The 21,244-nt window shown below is 45.7% G+C and carries 3 protein-coding genes; all 3 read right to left on the reverse strand.

The features are described from left to right. Positions 1 to 39: 39 nt before the first annotated feature. Positions 40 to 17,613, reverse strand: a complete 17,574-nt coding sequence (locus tag AB4274_RS13250) for a retention module-containing protein (RefSeq protein ID WP_372112240.1) — start codon at positions 17,611 to 17,613, stop codon at positions 40 to 42. Between the two features lie 661 nt (positions 17,614 to 18,274). After that, the gene (gene speB, locus AB4274_RS13255) at positions 18,275 to 19,201 is read right to left on the reverse strand and encodes an agmatinase (protein WP_372112242.1); all 927 of its coding nucleotides are present in this window, start codon (positions 19,199 to 19,201) and stop codon (positions 18,275 to 18,277) included. After that, complete coding sequence (speA, locus tag AB4274_RS13260; RefSeq protein WP_372097727.1) at positions 19,201 to 21,108, reverse strand: arginine decarboxylase; 1,908 nt, start codon at positions 21,106 to 21,108, stop codon at positions 19,201 to 19,203. The genes speB and speA overlap by 1 nt, the downstream gene beginning before the upstream one ends. Positions 21,109 to 21,244: the final 136 nt, after the last annotated feature.

The following is a 21,244-nucleotide window of genomic DNA, read 5'->3' on the forward strand; positions in this document are numbered from 1 at the left end:
GCAATGCTGGCCTCTTTCGTTATGGTTCAATGGTTCGCTTTAACCGTGAGTTATCACATTCTGCTGTACCAATGCATCCAGAATGTCCGAAGGCATGGTGCTACTTAAGGTTAGCTGTGGCGCAAGGTCTTCAACCACAATCACCTGTTCCGTAGTACCTAAGCCATCCGGGTTGATCGTAAGCTCAATATCATCCCCGTCCACTTTCGCGTCTATTTGTTGTAGCAACGCGGTCATGTCTGGAGATGTATTTTTAAGCTCCGGCAACACTTCTCTCAAGTCAATGCTGTCCCCTTCCGACAAATCAAAGTCGGTAATCGTATCTTCAACACCATCTTCGATGTTAAGCCATACGAACGAGTCCATACCATCACCACCAGTCAGAATGTCTGAGCCTCCGCCGCCAATCAGGGTGTCGTTACCGTCACCGCCAACAAGCGTATCGTCACCTGCGCCACCTTCAAGTCGATCATTCCCTGAACCACCCGTTAAGTCAGTCGCATTAGCACCAGCCAGTAACTGAACATCATCGGTTTCCGAAGCCAAGTTAATATCAACTGCGTTAGACACAATGTTCAAGTTAAGGTCAATCGATGCAGAGGTTGCTGTATCGTTGTTGTCAGTCTCTTCAGAAACCGCCTCGACTTTCAGTGTGTAGTTACCTGGAGTTTGAGAAAGCCCAACCGCTTGCAAGCTTTCAATTGCATCTGCCGTTGCTACCCAAACACCACCGCCAAGATCCGTCACAGAACCCGCAGCACTGGTGATTTGAGCGCCAGCAGGTACATCACTGATATGCAGCGTTAGCTCTTCTGTAATGTCCGTTAAGGCTGCGATAATCCCAACTAAAGGAATGCCACTCGCACTCACAGACTGACTCGCAGTAATGTTTCTCACGTAGTTAGTCGCACTATCGATAGACAGGGTTGGTGCATTCGCCACTGGCGTCACCGCGATGTTGTAAACCACAGGTGCTGTCTCTATCGCAATACCTGAAGGGTTGCCGCTGTCTTTGGCAACAACTTCTAATCCAATGCTATTGGTTGGAGACAGGCTCGCATCAAGGAAAACACCATTTGGACTGGTTGGCGTATCAATCAACGCATTCAGGTCACTCAATGTCCCCACTAAGATGACTGAACCCGTGTTGTTGCCGTTAACAACAACCGTCGTCACTGCTGGAAGTGATACATTCAATGTACCGTAATCCACCGTCAGCGTGACGGTCATCAGATCATCAGAAAATGTATCTACATAATCAGGGTCACTGACATTGATACCACTCAACAGTTGACCAGCATCCTCGTCAATAACCGTAGTGACACTGTCACCATTAACGACCGGTGTATCGTTCACTCCATCGACAATCGCGGTGATCTCCGCTGTATCCGTTAGGAAGTCATTAGCGCCGTTGGTTGTACCATCATCCTCTACGGTATAGGTAAACTTAACGTTGCCGTTGTATTCATCAGCTGCCGTAAATACCCAGTATGGGCCAGTGATCGTAGCATCATCAGCACCACCTACGTTCTCGAAGCGTTGTAGTTGACCTTGGCCTTCATCGAGCGCCAGATTAGTCACGGTAATCGTGTCGTTTTCCGGATCGCTCGTCGCAGCAATTAAATCGCCCTCTTTGATGATCAACTGACCTTCTTCAAGGATGTTGCCTAAGTCGATGTCCGTTGGTACAGGTGCATCATTCACTTCCGTTACGATGAGGCTAATTTCAGCGCTATCGGTCAAGAAATCATCCACACCATTGGTTGTGCCATCATCGATAATGGAATAGTTGAATTTCACATCACCGTTGAAATCATTATCTGCAACGAACAGCCAGAATGGTCCGGTAATCGCCGCGTTATCGGCGCCACCTGCGTTTTCAAAGCGCGTTAATTGGCCTTGTCCTTGAGTCAGGGTTACACCCGTAACCGTCAGGTTATGGTTTTCAATGTCAGAACTTACTGAAATCAAGTCTCCTTCCACAATCACTATTTGACCATCTTCAGCAATCGAACCTAAATCAACATCAGTTGCCACAGGAGCGTCATTCACTTCCGTTACTTTAATGGTGAAAGTAGTTTGGTTGGTCTGTGCTGTATTCGGATCACCCGCATCAATCAAGCCATTATTACCGCCGTCATCGAGTGTTGCATTAATCGTGACTAAACCACTCTGGTTGAGATAGTTCTGGTCTGGGTCTGGTTTGAAAGTCACGGCTCCATTAGTCAATGCGGTATTGATGTCGGCTTCTTTACCGGTAATCACCAATGAGCCACCAGGTTGCAATACAAACGTCACGTCAGGTGAGCTCGTAAACTCAAACACACCTTGCGCTCCCGGAAGTGTTTGATCGACTTGCAACGTAAGAACATACGGAGCGTCTGGATTATCAAAGTTAGCATCAACGTCGTAGATACTAAAGTTGTCGATAGCAACACTAATGTCTTCCGATGTTTCAATATTCGTTACGTTCACAAAGATCGGTTGATCGTTAATAGGATCAATCACCAGATCAACATCGAAGCTGGTTGGCGTCCCCAAATATTCGGTGTTATCAGCGTCAGTATCCACAGAGCGAACGGTAATCTGCAGCGGGCCATTAATGCCTAATACATTACCCGTATCGCTATTGTGTTCACCTGAATTGAATACGATCTTATCGAGCGACTGTGCAGGAACATCAAGTGTCCAAAGCTGCGTAACTGGATCATAACTAGCCAAGGTTGTGCCGTCTGGATAATAGATAGAGGCATCTTGAGGAACGCCCGCAACTTCTACTCGAAGTGTCTCTGGTGCATTCTCGGTATAAGTGCCGTTGCCCGTTGCAGATAGCTCTTTATCCAAAATCGTCGCATTGATTTCGATATCAATGTTTTGACCTTCGTTACCTGTCACAGAATCTGTTGGATTAGTATCAACATCATCACCCACAGGTACCACATGCAGCTTAAAGCTTGGCAGATTTGATGCTGCAGTAGGCACACCCAACAAAGATTCTTGAGTAAATACGGCAACACCAAATTCAGCCGTACCACTGAAGTCCTTAGGCGGTAAAATCGAAATCTCACTCAAGTCGAACGATAACCCTGATGCTTGAGGTAGTTGAACACTCCACTCACCACCACCATTATTCTTCACCGTGTATGCCGAACCAGCATCTGCACGCATCTGGAAGCCATCAGGTACATCTGTAAACTTAATCGACACAAACTGTTCTGAGCCATCAAGGTCAGTCAGTGCAATCGATACAGGCCCTGTGCCCGACAAAGAAATCAGCTGGTCCTCAGTACCCGTAATCTCGATAACATCAGGATCGCTACCCGGGCCAGTGACAGACACGTCATCCACCACAGGAACGACTTCAAAACTGACATTGGTAGAGAAAGTATCGGTATCAGTCGCGCTGCCAGTTGGCGAAGCTGCATCATTGTATGTAGCAGTATCGGTAATCGTCCCGCTGACATTCACTTGCACCTGATTTACGTCATTATCTGTTGGGTAATTTAACGCCGGTCGGAATAGTACATTATCCAACGCGCCTGCATTAATCTCAGCTTCATTAAAGGTCACCGATGTGCCAAGCGATACCCCTGCGCTGGTATAGAAAGCCCCAACACTCGTGTCATTTAACGTCAGTGTGATAGAGGTGAATTTTTCGTCACCACCTTCAACTCCGCTTACTTGGTCATCAATGGTCGAGCTGAAATCAAGTTGGATATAGGTATCTTCGTAGCCGACTGGATCTTGCCCTGCTTGACCGTCGGTATCGACAGGGTTAAACGAATCGTCAAGCGAACCAACGACAGTAACGTCAATATCTGGGTTACCTTCAACATCAGGAGCAACTTTAATGACTACTTCTGTCACTAGAGTTTTCTCATCCCCCGACAATACGTCTTTAGTTACTATCGTCAACGGCAACCTAAAGTCGCCGGAGTAGTCGGCTGGTAAGTTAAGCAGTAGTCCAGAGAGGTCGGTCGAGACCCCTTGATCGACGGTAGTCTGGAATACATATTTGCCATTAACAAAGTCTAGGTCGCTGCTTCCCGATAAACTAATTGGGAAGGTGACTTCGTTCACCGCTCCTGGATTAATGGTCACACTGTCATCAATAATGATGGTCACTTGATCAGTTGAGTCATCTTCGCCCGAGAAAGTAATTAAACCATTCAATGCCGTACCTAGATCTAACTGGGTGTCCTCAATCGCATCAACAACACTGTCTGGTGTTATATCAATATCGGCTGCAACCTTAGTACTCCCAGCCACCACTTGAGGGAATGACAGAGTGACTTCTCCGTCCCTACGAGCGGCCGTAGATGACTCAACCTCAGCACCATCACCTCGGTCTATTACCGTGCTAAAGATATCCATCTTGATGTCATTGAACCCTCCTGCCCCGCTGTTTCCTGAAGGAAGAACAAGGCCGTTCGGTGCACTGATGCTAAATATGTCTTCATTCGTTACAACCCAGCGCCCATTGCCTTCATAAGCAGCGCCAATAACGAGCAGTTGATTGAGTACAGCATCTGATAGCTCCGAACCGTCCACGTTTGTTAATTCAATAACTAACTGGTCAACTTCTTCGATAGCGGACGAAGCATCTGTTTCTTGATATCGAATGACGAACTCATCCGTAACCGATGTATTATCGCTGTTGGTTGTGAACTTAAGCACGCCAGTGTTTGCATCAGCAACTACGGTTGCTAGTGCTCCAGTACCCAGCACATCATCGACGATAAGCTTGTTGCTAGCGTCTTTCGGCTCAACGACTGGACGTACGATAACATCAATCGAGCCCGTGATTGTCGCGATAGCGATGCCCTGACCAGGATCAGTCGCATCAACATACTCATGATCTCGCTCTTCGATCATGACAACCGTATTAAGCGTAAAGTCGGTGCTCGAGTCTTGTTCAGGTGTGATCTGAATAAAATTATTGTTCAGTGCAATTTGAGTAAACTCTTCTGCCGTCTGTCCACTCTTCGGCGTAATGGTTAAAGTGCCTGCTGAAGCATCGTAAACCCAAGTTACATCGCCATTAACCACAACACTTTCAACATCTGTCGGAATGGCACTGATCACAATAGAAGTGAAATGCTCATCATCATCAATATAATCAGTACCCTCTGGGTGCCAATCAATACTGATCGCCGTATCTTCATCGCCATTAGTGACTGTGCTGTACGTCGCTGAGGTATCGATTCTAGGTTCGACTAACACTCGCACTTCTTGGTCAAACGTAAGCGTATGACCGTCATTCTCAGTCACGATCACTTTACCCTGAATGTGAATGTTCTCTGTTGAAGAATCGACAGGTCTGATGCGGATTCCTGAGGTTTTACCTGCGTCAGTGATGTTAGCTTCGTAGATAGGTTTAGACAGATCAGGGCTACCACCCGGACCGGTTTCGTAACCGACAAAGTTAAGGTCAATAATGGTACCGTCACCGTCTTCCAGAATAACGCCATCAGGAATACCCGAGAGGATAACGGTTATGGATTCTGAACCATCGTCAGGTAATGGGGTTTGATCTACTGCTGCAGGATCAGGTCTTCTCTCTCCCGACAACACGGTGAAATCAAGCTCGGCGTAGCTGTCTCCATTCTGGCTCTCTTGGATCGTGGTTTGAACACCAGGTGTTGTGCCATCGGTGATTGCTGTCCAAGCCGTACCGTTTGTACCGCCATAAGGAATATCTGCAACCCCTTTAACCTCAACGTTAACCGTTTTAGTTCCTAGGATTTCTTCATCAACTTGTGCACCAGTAGAGAGGTTCGCAGTGTCTTTAACCACACCGGTTACATCAAAAGTAAAATCGACATTGCTGTGTTTAGTCGGAACAATCTCTACGTTGGCGAGATCGGAATACGCCACTTCCTGATAATCAATACCGTTAATAGTGATTGTAGGAACTGGGGTCGTAGTTCCAAGGAAATAAAGCACCGCCCCTTCGGTAATATTACTGATACGAACAAATAGCTCTTCTGAACCATCAGTGTCCACTGAACCGTTCATTGTGATGACTTCGTCTAGCGTGAAGGCATCTTTGTTGTCCAGAGGACCTAGGTAGTCTGGGTCATCAATATTGTCTTCGTTAATACGAATCCGGTTAACACTGAACGACCCAGGGTCCGCATCGGCAGTCACATCAATGATAATGTTTTGCTCAACAGAGCGAGCGGTCGTTTTGTCTAACCCGCCGTTCGCTGAATCATCGTATGGGTTAAGCGTCTCTTCCGTAATTGCCGTCGCTTTGAACTCAATTTGTCCAGAGAAGTTGTCGATTGGGTTAACGACTGTGCTATTAATATCAGCAGACGCGATGATATAAACACCATTAACAGGCGTTAACACATTGCCATTTTGATCAAGTAACTCAAACTTCCCATCACCCTGAATCGCTTCAAGTTCATAGGTAATCGTCTCAGTATTGCTGTTATCTTGCGATTCAGCATTCAGCTGCAACGTAACATTGTCTTCATCTTCATTCACTTGATACTGATAAGTACTGTTGGCGTCATCCCACGTTGCAATATCCGCTACCGCTTCAATCTCGATTCTGAAGTTTGAGTTAACGGTGTGATCCGTATTGCCATTTTTCTCAATTTCTAGCTCATAACGAACGCGCCCACCAGTTTCATCCGAACTAGCGTGTTGGTCCGGAACAAAGAACAAGTTGTCTATCGTCGCAATAGTTTGTCTTGGCTCATTCGGATTTGGAGCAAAGCTTTGTTCGAGTTGAGGAGGACCAAATATAATGCTCCCATTTGACTCAGGCACTAATTCAATGTAGTCAGCACCATCAAAGTAATAAAAAGTACCTTGATGACTATCACCTCCGTTCGGGCTTTTAATCGTCAACTGGCCAATAGATTCAGCGTTATCTTGGTCATACAGACTAACTTGCAGCGCAACTTGAGCTGGCGCATTAGGCAAACCATTTTGGTTATCTTGAATATTCTCAAGAGCCGGCTCATCGCCTGTTGCATAAGGTATGGTTGAGTCTCTACCCGCATCCTCGAAGGTCGTCACTTTCAGAGCGATTCTTGTAGAGTCCCTATCAGTAATCGTTATATCTAACGGTGTTTCAGAGGTATCTAAATCGCCATCCGTCGCAATCACATTAATCGAAAAATCGATGGTGTCTAGGCCGTCATGATCGAGATAGCCGTTAGCTCTAAATTCAACCTCGCCATTTGAGTTGATACGCAAACGCCCTAGCTCACGGGTGTCCACGCCACCACTACCATCGTCGGTTTGTTCGTACACTCGTACTTGTTGACTACCGCTATTTAAATCGAAACTGCTGCTGTACGGCCCGCTGTTTCCTGTACGGAAAACAATATCTGCACCATTACTGGTAATGCCCTCAATTCGACTCAGTACCGCGCCATCCGCGCCGACATCCGTCGCATTAGCAAACATGTCAACTTTGGAATTACCATAGCCCTGGCCTTCAATTCGTGTGATCGATTGAGTTGTCACCAATGGAACATCATCAGTCACCGTGATTTTCAAATCGATCGCGTTTGATTGGTCTTGATCAAAATCTTCTGCAACAACAGAAAAGTTAAGGTCAATTGCGTTTTCATTCGCGCCATCAGGGTGCTTAAGTGGTTTAAACAATTCAAACTGATAGCTGTTATCCGAGGTATCGAAAATAATCTCAAACACAGCTTCATTACTCGTTGCAGTTTGAGCAACGTAAGTAAATGTTGTGCCGCTTTGTGAAACAGCAAGCCACTCTAAACTTTCTCCGTTGGAGGTTAAGCCAGTCAGAACCAAATCTTCATCAACCAGTTCATACTTCACAACACCATCCGCGCCTTCATCGACAGTGAACAGGCCATTAATAATGGTGTCTTCAGATTGATCGGAACCAATACCAGTAAGATCGTCTTCATCGACAACCGTTTCACCCGTCGGCGCACTCATTACTGGCGCATCGTCTAGCACCTCGATTGGCAATACATATTGGTTAGAATCATCGCCGTCACCATCAACCGCAACGACATCAAATGGAATCGTCAAGGTATTGGAATTCGGGCTTGTTGGATGGTTTAGAGGACCTAGCAACGTAAACGTATAAGAGCCGTCATTCGCTAGCGCGAGCGTGAAGATAGGAGTTCCACTTGTCGTCGTACCTTGATAGGTCGTTGTGTTGGCGGCACCTGTGACTTCTGTAATAGAAATCGCTTCAGTTCCAGAGGTCAATGTCGCTTCAAGCGCAGAGATATTACGCAGTTCGTAAACCTCTACTTGGTCTGCACCTTCTGTGGTAACAAATGCACCTGTTGCTTGAGAAATCGCAGAGCCGAGATCATCTTCATCAACCACAAATGTGCTGGTCGCTGTCGTATCGGTAATGACAGGCACATCATCGGTGATAGTAACGGTCAAAGGTTTCATCACAGAGTCGGTATTGTCTTGGTCGACCGCGATCACTGGCAGAGTGAATACTTGATCGTTGTTGCCTTGCACAGGCAGATGATCGAGCTCTTCCAACAAAGTGAAGGTGTATTCGCCTAGCACTACACTATTAAAAGTGATGGTAAAGATATCCGTTTGAACACCCCCACTCTCAACGAAACCAATATAGGTTCCGCTGTTGGCTGGATCTTCTTTAAGCTGAACCACTAGGCCATCCGATTTCAAATCACCAGACGTGTTGAACTGAGTGGTATCAATACGGAAATAGCTCACATCATCACTTCCCGCTGTGAAAGCAATGGTTTCAGTTTGGCTCACAGGTAAGCTCGGAGATGAACCATCCACGAGATTCGCTTCTTCCAATGCAACCGTTGGTACAGTATCAATTACCGGTGGAGCACCATCTGAAATCGTCAATGTCACGGTCGAAGTAACAATATCACCGTCTTTATCTTCTGATGTCACGGTAATCGTCTTAACGATATCACCACCAGAATGATTCAGGTTTCGATTAGGCTCAAAGCGCACATCACCTTCAAGCGTGATAAACAACGAACCTTCCGTAAATACAAACTCTTGCTCACCAGTGTTGGTTTGCACCAGAGACTCTTCAGGCTGACTACCATAAGTAAATTTGGTTATGGTGGCGCCATCAGCACTTTGCGCAGGCATCACATCAAATGTCGTTGTGGTAGGTGTGCCCGTGCTTGGTTCAGTGATGCTAAGCGCACCAGACTTCATTAACTGGACATCATCGGTGATGGTTACTGAAAGCGGTTTAGACGCTGAAATATCGCCATCGGTGTCTTGCGCGTAAACAGAAAGATCAAAACTCAGATCGTTGCTTCCTAAGCCATCAACGTGATCCAAACGCTCAAGCAGCGTAAAGGTATACTGGCTAGGATTAGTATCATCAAAATCTAGGGTGAATATGATTTTCTCACCACCCGAACCATCCGTCGTAAACGCAATGTAGTCGCCAGAACCCGCAGGCTCCTCACGTAAACTCAATTCAAGGCCATCAGACTTCAACACGCCGTTGGTATTGAACAGCCCAGCTTCAACGACTATTTTTCCAATGTCATCACTGCTCGCTAGCGAGGTGATAGTCTGAGTCACACTGACAGGCGTTCCGCTAGGTGTCGAACCATCCGCAAGTAAGCTTTCCGACAAGCTGACACTTGGCACAACGTTGATTGTTGGTCCATCGCCATCAACAATCGTAAGCGTGACTGTTGATGAAAAGGTATCTTTATCAAAGTCAGAAGACGTAAACACAATCGACTTAACAATGTCGCCCGCAGAATGATCTAGATTTCGGTTTGGTTCGAACCTTACATCACCGCTTAGCGTGACAAACAATGAGCCTTCAGTGAAGGTAAACTCTTGCTCGCCATTGTTAGTTTGATCCAAGGTGATCGCTGAACCGCCACCAAAAGTAAACTGAGTAATGGTCGCCCCATCAGCACTTGGTGTAGGCATTACATCAACAGTAGCAGTGGTTGGTGTGCCAGTATTTGGCTCTGTGATGCTTAACGTGCCATCTTGCATCTGTTGAATGTCATCTTGTATCGTTACCATGACATCGCGTTTAACCGAATCATCACCATCGGTATCAACGGCGTAAACAGGCAGGTTGAAGTTGAGGCTGTTATTAAGATCACCATCAAGGTGATCTAACGCCTCAATCAAAGTGAAGGTGAACTGCCCTTTATTAACGCTATCAAAATCAATGGTGAATACATTAGTTACGTTACCGGCCCCGTCATCAGTAAACCCGATGTAGTCGCCAGGTGAAGCAGGATCTTCTTTTAACTGAACAACAAGACCATTTGATTTGAGTAGGTCGCCAGGATTGAACTCGTTGGTTGCAATTCTAAAGTGGCTTAAATCATCACTACCCACGGTATAAGTGATCGTTTGTGTCGAGCTAACCGCTGAACCACTCGGCATAGAGCCATCAGCAAGACCAACTTCCGATAGGTTAATATCTGGCACTACATCGATAACCGGATCAATTCCGTCTTTGATCGTCAACGTGACATCCGCGGTATCGGTATCGTTATCAAAATCACTGGTCGTCACGACTATCGTTCTCACGATATCGCCAGATGAATGGTCTAGATTTCTACTTGGTTCAAAGCGCACCTCACCTTCAATCGTGATGTACAGTAAGCCATCGGTTACGGTAAAAACTTGTTCTGTAGACACAGTTGGGTCTAACGTAACAGCCGTGCCACCATCGTAGATAAACTGAGTCACTTTCGCGCCATCAGCACTCTGTGTCGGCATAACGTCGATTGTTGGCGTGGTTGGCGTACCTGCTGCTATATCAGCAAGTGAAGGCTCAGTGATACTTAACGCCCCATCTTGAACGCCTTGTACATCATCGGTGATCACCACGGTCATTGGCGACATTGCAGAATCATCACCATCGGTATCAACCGCTAAAACAGGGACATCGAAACTTAGAGTATTGTTTTGTAATCCATCTGTATGGTCTAACGCTTCAAGCAGTGTGAACGTATATTGCCCTAGATTGGTTGTCGAGAAACTGATCGTGAAGACGTTGGTTTCGACGTTAGAACCGTCCTTGACGAAGCCAATGTAATTACCAGAATTCGCTGGCTGCTCTTTAATCTCAACCTCTAATCCATTCGACTTCAAAGCCCCCGAAGTATTGAACTGAGCAGGGTCAATTCTGAAATAACTAACATCGTCACTACCCTCTGAGTAGGTAATAACTTGAGTCATCGCCACTGGATTGCCGGTTGGCGAAGAACCATCAGCGAGATCCACTTCTGAGAGCGTAATTCCAGGGACCAAATCGATCGTTGGAAGATCACCATCGGTAATCTTCAATGTCACGGTAGATGAGACGATATCACCATCAAGGTCAGTAGATGTAACAACAATCGTCTTAGTAATATCACCACTCGTGTGATCTTGATTTCGCACAGGCTCGAATCGTATCTCACCTTCTGTGGTAATAAATACAGAACCTTCAGTGAACACAAACTCTTGCTCGCCATTCACATTGAGATCAAGGCTTTCTGCACTGTTTCCATCAAACACAAATGAAGTGATTTTTGCTCCATCTGCGCTCTGATTTGGCATCACGTCCAGAGTATTCGATGTTTCGACGACTCCAGCAGGCTCACGACTGGTTATTGTGCCGCCTTGCATCAACTGCACATCATCACCAATAGTCACGCCAAGCTGAGAGACTAACGAATCGTCGCCGTCACTATCCACCGCATACACAGGCAGATCAAAACTCAGGTCGTTGTTGCCACGTGCATCTTGATGATCCAAGGCTTCGATTAAGGTAAAGGTGTATTCACCTAAGGTTGTCCCAGAAAAACTCAACGTAAATACTGTGGTTACCGCATTCGACGAGCTGGTTGTAAATCCGATGTAGTTGCCCGACCCTTGCGGATCTTCACGTAATTCAACAGCTAAACCATTCGATGTGAGTGCATCATTGGTATTGAACTCTGTTGGTTCAAGGCGGAAGCGGACCACATCATCACTTTGATTAGTGAAGGTGATGGTTTCGGTTTGACTTACCGCACTGCCACTTGGGGCTGAACCATCCGTCAGGTTCGTTTCAGATAAGCTAACCGTTGGAATAACATCAATGGTTGGTATATCACCATCGGTGATCGTTAACGTAACGGTTGACGTGACTGAGTCTTTGTCGAAATCGCTTGAGGTCACCACTATCGACTTAACAATATCGCCGGCCGTATGGTCAAGATCTCGATTAGGCTCAAAGCGAACTTCACCTTCGAGGGTAATGTACAGTTTGCCTTCTGCGAAGATAAACTGCTGTTCGCCTGCAATATTTTGATCGAGGGTGTTTACGACGCCATCATAAGTGAACTGAGTGATGGTCGCGCCGTCAGCACTTTGGTTTGGCATGACATCAAAAGTAGCCGTGGTCGGTGTACCAGCCGCTAAATCAGCGACGGTCGGCTCGGTAATATTGAGCGCACCACCTTGCATGATTTGAACATCATCATCAATCGTTACATTAAGCTGCGATACCAGTGAATCATCACCATCACTGTCTACCGCATAAACAGGCAGATCAAAGCTCAGATCATTGTTCGCTAGGCCAGCAACATGGTCTAGCGCTTCAAGTAGAGTGAAAGTGTATTCACCTAACGTGGCTGAAGAGAAGCTAATGGTAAACACGGGGACTTCAGCGCTCGAACCGTTGGTAATAAAGCCTATGTAAGTGCCCGGATTAGCAGAATCTTCTTTTATCTCGACCGCAAACCCATTCGATTTCAGTACACCACCGACATTAAACTCAGTTGGTTCAATGCGGAAACTCGTCACATCATCACTTTGGTTAGTGAAAGTAATCGTCTCGGTTTGACTTACTGCGCTACCGCTCGGGCTAGAGCCATCGCTAAGGTTAGTTTCAGATAGAGTAACGCTTGGCACGGCATCGATGGTTGGGATATCACCATCGGTAATCGTCAGCGTAACCGTTGCTGTCACGGGATCGTTATCGAAGTCACTTGAAGTCACCACAATCGACTTCACGATGTCTTCGCTCGTTGTGTGGTCTAAATTACGATTTGGCTCAAAACGCACTTCACCTTGAAGAGTAATGAATAACTCTCCTTCCGTGAAGCTGAACTTTTGCTCGCCATTGTCAGTTTGATCAAGTGTTCGAAGTTGACCATCGTAGGTGAACTGAATGATTGTCGCGCCGTCAGCACTTTGCGTTGGCATCACATCGATGGTATTGGTCGTTACAGTACCACCAGCCAAATCAGCAACATTCGGTTCAACGATATCTAATGTGCCGTTTTGCATGATTTGGACATCATCACCGAGAGTCACATTGAGTTGAGACACCAGTGAATCATCACCATCTTTATCAACAGCGTAAACCGGCAGGTCAAAGCTTAGGTTGTTATTTCCTAGCCCATCAACGTGATCTAACGCTTCCAACAGTGTGAAGGTGTATTGACCGATATTGGTATCCGAAAAACTAATCGTGAACACGTTCGTTTCAACATTAGGCGCCGTCGTCACAAAGCCGATGTAGCCACCCGGCGTACTTGGGTCGACTTTCAACTCAACCGTCAGTCCATTCGATTTTAGAAGGCCGCCAATATTGAACTCAGTAGGTTCAATACGGAAACTCGTCACATCATCACTTTGGTTGGTGAAGGTAATCGTCTCAGTTTGACTGACCGCACTGCCGCTTGGAGTAGAGCCATCACTCAGGTTGGATTCAGATAGCGTAACACTTGGTACATTATCAATCGTTGGAATATCGCCATCGGTAATGGTCAGCGTAACCGTTGAGGAAACAAGATCGTTATCAGAATCACTTGAGGTCACCACTATCGATTTAACAATGTCTCCACCTGTGTGGTCGAGATTGCGATTAGGCTCGAAACGCACGTCGCCCTGTAGGGTGATATACAGCGAACCCTCAGGAACATCAAATTTCTGTTCACCCGTATCGCTTTGGTCAAGTGTTAGTACCGCTCCACCATCGTAGGTCAACTGAGTAATGGTCGTTCCATCAGCGCCTTCTTCATCAAGAACATTAACCGTTGTCGTGGTCGGCGTACCTGCCGCTAAATCCGAGACCGTTGGCTCTTCAATATCGAGTGAGCTATTGACCATCACTTGAACGTCATCGGTGATCGTCACCGCCAACGGAGACATCAGAGAGTCGTCACCGTCGCTATCGACGGCGTAAACAGGCAAGTTGAATGTGAGGTCGTTATTGCCTTGAATCGGCGTGTGGTCAATCGCTTCGATAAGCGTAAAGGTGTATTCACCCAAATTAGTACTGCTGAAATCAAGAGTGAAAACGGTAGTTTCAGTATTCGAAATATCAGTCGTGAAACCGATATAATTACCCGAACCTGCAGGTTCTTCTCTAATCTCGATCACCAGACCATCGGACGTGAGAGAATCGCCAACGTTAAATTCACTAGGCTCTAAACGGAATTTCTCAACATCGTCACTTTGGTTGGTGAAAGTGATGGTTTCTGTTTGGCTAACCGCACTGCCGCTTGGTGATGAGCCATCAGCGAGATCCGATTCTTCAAGAGCAACACTCGGAACAGCATCGATAGTAGGGTTATCACCATCAGTAATGGTCAAAGTAACGGTTGATGTCACCGGGTCGTTATCAAAGTCATTCGACGTCACGACTATCGACTTAACAATGTCTTCACTCGCAGAGTGGTCTAGGTTACGGTTTGGCTCGAAACGCATTTCACCTTCAAGGGTGATGAACAAGCGACCTTCTGCGAAGTTAAACTGCTGCTCGCCTGAAATACTTTGATCCAGTGTATTTACGACACCGTCATAATTGAACTGAGTGATGGTCGCGCCATCTGCACTTTGATCGGGCATCACGTCAATGGTGTTGGTTGTTACAGTGCCGTCAGCAAGATTTGGCTCGATGATATCTAACGTACCGTCTTGCATGATTTGAACGTCATCACCAATAGTCACATTAAGCTGAGACACCAATGAGTCATCGCCATCGCTGTCTACCGCATAAACAGGAAGCTCAAAGCTTAAATCGTTTTTATCTAGGCCATCCACATGGTCTAGCGCTTCAAGTAAGGTAAAGGTGTATTCACCTAACGTAGTAGCAGAGAAACTAATGGTGAATACTGGGATTTCAGAGCCAGAAGCGTTGGTAATAAAACCGATGTAAGTGCCCTGAATAGCAGAGTCTTCTTTTATCTCAACCGCAAACCCATTCGATTTCAGTGTCCCATCGACATTGAATTCAGTTGGTTCAATACGAAATTTAGCTACATCATCACTACCAGCAGTAAAGGTAATCGTCTCGGTAGCGCTGACCGCACTTCCACTTGGAGAGGATCCATCAGCAAGGTTGGCTTCTGAGAGAGTAACTGGCGGGATCAAATCAATGATTGGATCTTGACCGTCAGTGATACTTAGCTCAAGTGTTGAAGTGTCAGTGTCTCCATCACCATCTTCAGCTAAAAACGAGAACTGTTTTACAATGGTTTCACTGTTTGTATGGTCAATATCGCGCGCAACTTCAAAACTAAAATCGCCATTTAGTGAGATGGTTACAACACCCTCAGTAAAACTGAATGTTTGAACAGCATCTGGCAGCAAGCTCTGATCTAGTGAGTAATCAACACCATCATAGTTAAAATATTGAATTGTCGAGCCATCAGCGCCTTCGAAGTTGAATAGGTTATACGAAACAACGGTATCGCCGGCTAAAGTTGGTTCCGTGACTGACTCAACTTTATCAACTAGCTCAACAACATCATCTGTGACATTAACGAGAATCTCAGCGGCTTCTGGTGTACTAGAGCCTCCAGACAGTGCAGAACGGTCGCCATCGGCATCAACAGCATAAATTGGCAATGCAAAAGTTAGCAGCGTATCTTCAGCGCCTTGATGTGAAAGGTCTTCATACAGATTAAATTCGTAGCTCCCCAATGAAGGGCTATCAATTTTAACGTCAAAGACCGTAATTCTCGAACCATTGACCTCAACATAACCTTCGTAAGTTCTTACACCGTTGGTTTCATCAATCAACTCAAGTAGCACAGCCTCGCCATTTGAAACCAAGCTGCCACCAGTATTAAATTCTGCAGGTTCAAGTTCATAATGGTCAATGATGTCACTTTCAAAAATGTCCGCGGTGATACTGCCAGTGCCAGACACTGGCGCCGTGCCCTCTTGTGAGCCGCCAACAATACCCGCTTCATCAACATCAATACTGTCAACATTAGTGATAACAGGGCTATCGCCATCAGTAATGGCAATGTTGATCGTATTGGTTACAACATCTTGGTCAAAATCGGTAATCGTGATTGGCAAAGCGAACGTCAGTGAATCGGTACCCACTTGTTCTATCGGATTAGACTGCTCGAATTTATAGGTGCCATCGGTATCTAGAGAGATAGTGAGAACAACCTCACCTCGACCTTGGATGGACAGAGTAATCGTTGTTCCATCGTCAGACAGTCTCGCAAGCGTGTTTTGATTGTCACTGAGCAACCCATCAAACTGGTCGAGTGCACTTGCATCAAATACGACTGATTGAAGATTATCACTACCAATATTGGAGAACGTTCCTTCGATTACCGCGCTGCTAGTTTCAACGTTAGTGATATTGACACTTTCAGCTGAGGGATCTATCCCATCAACCACGGCGACTTGCGCATTGATTGGTGTTGCTAATGGGTTTCCGGCGGAGTCTTCACCTTGAATATCAAAAGTGATGTTAATTTGATCGCCTGTATAAGAAACCTGACCACCGCCAACAGACGGTACATGATCAATCGGTTGAGAAATCGTTGTGGTTAGAGAAAGCTCAATGTTATTGCCAACACTGACGGCATCAATGTCGATACGTAATACTTCGTCGGTACCTTGAACACCAATGATAGAATTAGTCGCCGCGTCATACGTGAAGGTGACGGGCTGGCCACTTGAAGTAATGTCGCTGTTTAATTCACTAAGCAGTGAAGCGAGGGATAGCGTTTCTGGTACGAAAGAGTCAGGAGCGAGAGCTAAACTACCAGCAATAATCGTTTCTGTGGTTGTTATAGATTGGGGATAAGTATTGCCAGATATGGAGCCTTCAGTCAGTGTTTCACTGATTGATTGACCACCTGATGAACGAGTGATAGATCTGAATTCTTCTCTGTCTTCATCAACAGTTTGTTCTGCTAGACCAGCGGTCTCAAAGAAAGTCGATGGATGAGTTTCAGTGTAGTTATAGTCAATCGTCACAAAGCCGGCATTTGCAGAGCCTAGTCCGCCACCAGCCGCTGTTGCCTCTAAGATTTGAGTCGGATCGGCACCACCTAAAATGGCTTCTTGGATAGCAGCAAATTCATCATCAAAATCTCCCGCATCGGCTTGCTGTAAATCAAAATTAACTTCTCCAGCGATCGGAGCATCAGCCCACGCTAAATCTTGATCAACACAGCCAACGCAATTGCTTGCCACCTCAGTGACACCGTTTGGGGTACCTAATACAAGCTCTGCTTGGTTGGCAGTGATAACAATCTCGTTTTCACGAATAATATCTCCAGCTGAAATTTTCCGTGCGCTTCCGTCAGACTTAACTGCAATGACTTCTCCACTCACTACCTCTACAACTGCAGCTTGGCGCGAAACTTCAATACCCATATATCCCCCGAGGTCACAAAATGCTGTATTGCCCAACATCGTGAAAATGATAGTAATAACGGTTTCAGGCTTAAATTATATTCAGAACTTATTCTCTGCATTAACAATCAATTACATAGACTGATGTATGTGATGAGTCAGTTCTGTTTCGCCTGTTTTTTTTATAGTTTACTTAACCTTAAGCCTAGTCTTCATTATCCGAAATGTCATGTCTGTGGGAAGTGACTTCTTTTCACAAATCTAGGCATTCACTTTAGTTTGTTCATGGACTAAGCAAAAGTTTATAGGGTGTTGATTAATATGCAATAAAACGCACATCTTAATTACACCTCAAATTTTTATAAATATATACAGTAATAAAGTTGATAAATCATTAGGATTTATGGGCGATTGATAGGGTCGATATATACCTAAACCCCAAAGAAGAACTAAATCCCATATTTGAGACAAGGTGCAGCATAAAGCTGATGAGAAACTGTTCAAACACCGTATATGGCGTCAATTACATATACAACAATTAGAGTATTGAATGGGTATGCAGGGACAATGAGTAGAAGTTGCAAATGGATATTTCGAGGTATCCAAAAAAAGCCCACTAAGTTGAACCTTAGTGGGCTTTAAAATCAGTATATAGCGTTACGCTGTTAACAATGACACACTATTATTTAGCAAGGCGATTTGCAGTCCAGACGTAAAGTAGCTCGAGAGCAATCGTCGCACCAGCCAATGCTGTAATCTCGCTTTGGTCATACGCTGGAGAAACCTCTACAACGTCCATACCAACCATGTTGATACCTTGCAAGCCACGGATAATTTTCAGAACTTTATCTGAATTCAAACCGCCGCAAACCGGAGTACCTGTACCCGGAGCAAAAGCAGGATCCAGACAGTCGATATCAAACGTTAGGTAAACTGGCTTATCACTGACAATGCCTTTCACTTGAGCAATGATCTCGTCCACGCTCATGTCGTTCGCTTGCATCGCGTTAATAACGTTAAAGCCGTGTCCTTCCTGCTTGTACTCGGTACGAATACCAATTTGCACAGAATGCTCAGGCGAGATTAAACCTTCATTAGGCGCATGGTAGAACATGGTACCGTGATCGTAACGACTGCCCTGACTGTACGTGTCAGTATGTGCATCGAAGTGAATCAGAGCCATTTCACCGTACTTCTTGCCGTATGCTCTTAGCAAAGGCAATGTAATGAAGTGGTCACCACCTAAACCTAACAGTGTTTTACCACTGTTTAGAATCGCATCAGCGGCTGCTTCTAAACGCTGAGTTAAGTCTTCAGCATCACCGCAATCAAACACAAGATCGCCAGCATCAATCACCGAGGTATGTTCAAATACATTGAAGCCCCAAGGAAACTTTTTACCTTCCCACGCCAAGTTTACCGACGCACGACGAATCGCATCCGGTCCCATACGTGCACCCGGTCGACCAGACGTCGCCATATCTAACGGCGCGCCTAATACAACCACATCAGCATCGTTGTCGATTGGGTTCTGTGCCAAAGGACGACGCATAAACGTCATCGCATTGGAATACAGCGAGTAATCTGGTTTCGTAAATAGATCGTTCATTAAAAATCCTCAAGATAGGTGTAACCCATCAAGCCTTGCTCTAACTCTTCAAGTACGCTTTGCTGTTCTTGAGCTGGTACTTTCGCCGTTACCAATTCTTTGTAGTTCTGACGAATTAGGTCCATATCGATATGAACATAACGCATCATGTCTTCTACTGTGTCGCCTTCGTTGATGTAGTCGATATTCGCTTGACCACTTTCATCAACATTCACCACAACACTGTGCGTATCACCAAATAGGTTATGCATATCACCCAAGATCTCTTGGTATGCGCCTACTAGGAAAAAGCCCATCAGGTAAGGTTCGTCTGGGTTCCATGCTGGAACTGGCAACGTTGTTTCAATGCCCTGGCCGTCAACATACTGATCGATCGTACCGTCAGAATCACATGTGATATCCAGTACTACCGCGCGTCGCTCGTCCGCATTGTCCAAACCACTTAGAGGCAATACAGGGAACACCTGATCGATACCCCAAGCATCTGGCAACGATTGGAACAAAGAGAAGTTCACGAAAAACTTATCAGCCAAACGCTCACTCAACTCATCCAAGATTGGACGGTGGTAGCGGTTCTTAGTACTCATACGAGAGCTAAGTTCATAGTTAATACGCAAAGACATCTGTTCTGCCCAAGCACGGTGCTGAAGGTTCAGCATGCCTGTCGCAAATTGGTTGTGTGCTTCTGCGATATCACTTTGCGTGTCGTTGTAGATCTCAATCAGCGCGCGGTCATCATTACCTGCATCTAACTCCAAGAAGTTCTTCCACATGTTGTTTAGCAACAGTGGTGCGTCTGCTTCTGGCGCAGCCATATCTTCCGGTGAGTAGCTTTCAGTACCAATCACGTTGGTGATCAACACAGCATGGTGCGCAGTCAGTGAGCGACCAGACTCCGAAATAATCACAGGTTGTGGCTGATTGTAGAGTTTACAAATATCCCCTACTGTCATCACGATGTTACGAGCGTACTCAAGCAAGCCGTAATTCATTGAGTTTGAAGATTGGCTACGCGTGCCGTCGTAATCGACTGCCAAGCCACCACCAACATCTAAGAACTTCAGTTGAGCGCCAATATCACGCAGTTCACAGTAGAAACGAGCCGCTTCACTCACGCCATTTCGCACGTCACGAATGTTTGCCATTTGTGAACCTAGGTGGAAGTGCACGAGTTCAAGTACATCCAGCTGGTCTTCGGCTTTCAAGCGTTCGATAACAGTAAGCACTTGTGATGCAGACAAACCGAATTTCGACTTCTCACCACCACTTGCTTGCCATTTACCTGCACCTTGAGAAGCAAGACGAATACGTAAACCCAAACGAGGTTTTACGCCAAGTGCTTTCGCTTCAGAAAGAACAAGATCAAGCTCAGACAACTTCTCTAGAACGATAAAGACTTTGTGGCCTAGCTTTTCGCCAATCAGTGCAAGGCGGATGTATTCTCTGTCTTTGTAACCGTTACACACGATCACAGAGCTCGCTTTTTGAGCCAACGCCAGTACCGCTAATAGTTCAGGTTTGCTGCCCGCCTCTAGTCCTAGCTGCTTTTGCTCTAATTGAGCTTGGCTCGCTAAGATCTCATCAACCACTTCTTTTTGTTGGTTAACTTTAATCGGATAAACAAGTAGGTAACGATTGTCGTACTGATATTCGTCGATCGCTTGGTTAAATGCGTTACAGATATTGTGCACACGTTGATGCACTATTTGAGGAAAACGCACAAGAGCAGGTAAACCAATATTTCTTTGCTCTAACTGTTTTACGATCTTACTTAGTGGGACTTGATGATCCGTCTCGCTCGGTGAAACATACACCTCACCGTTATCATCAATTCCATAAAAACCTTGGCTCCAGTGCTTTACATTATACTCAGCACGGATGCGTTCCAAATTAACCGAATTTTCCAATTCTAGAGACCTCACACTATAGGGCCATCGACAGAAGATACCTCTTTGGAATAGCGAGGTATAACCCAACAAAAAGCGTTCAAAAACGATTTGTTGGCTGCATTAACCGATATTATTAAGAGCGAGTCCAACCATT

It is taken from the genome of Vibrio sp. 10N.261.55.A10 (assembly GCF_041470825.1).
GTDB lineage: Bacteria > Pseudomonadota > Gammaproteobacteria > Enterobacterales > Vibrionaceae > Vibrio > Vibrio crassostreae_C.

Bases quoted from the DNA above. Each gene is read 5' to 3' on its own strand.
- speB (WP_372112242.1), bottom strand. From the start codon at position 19,201: ATGAACGATCTATTTACGAAACCAGATTACTCGCTGTATTCCAATGCG.
- AB4274_RS13250 (WP_372112240.1), bottom strand. From the start codon at position 17,613: ATGGGTATTGAAGTTTCGCGCCAAGCTGCAGTTGTAGAGGTAGTGAGT.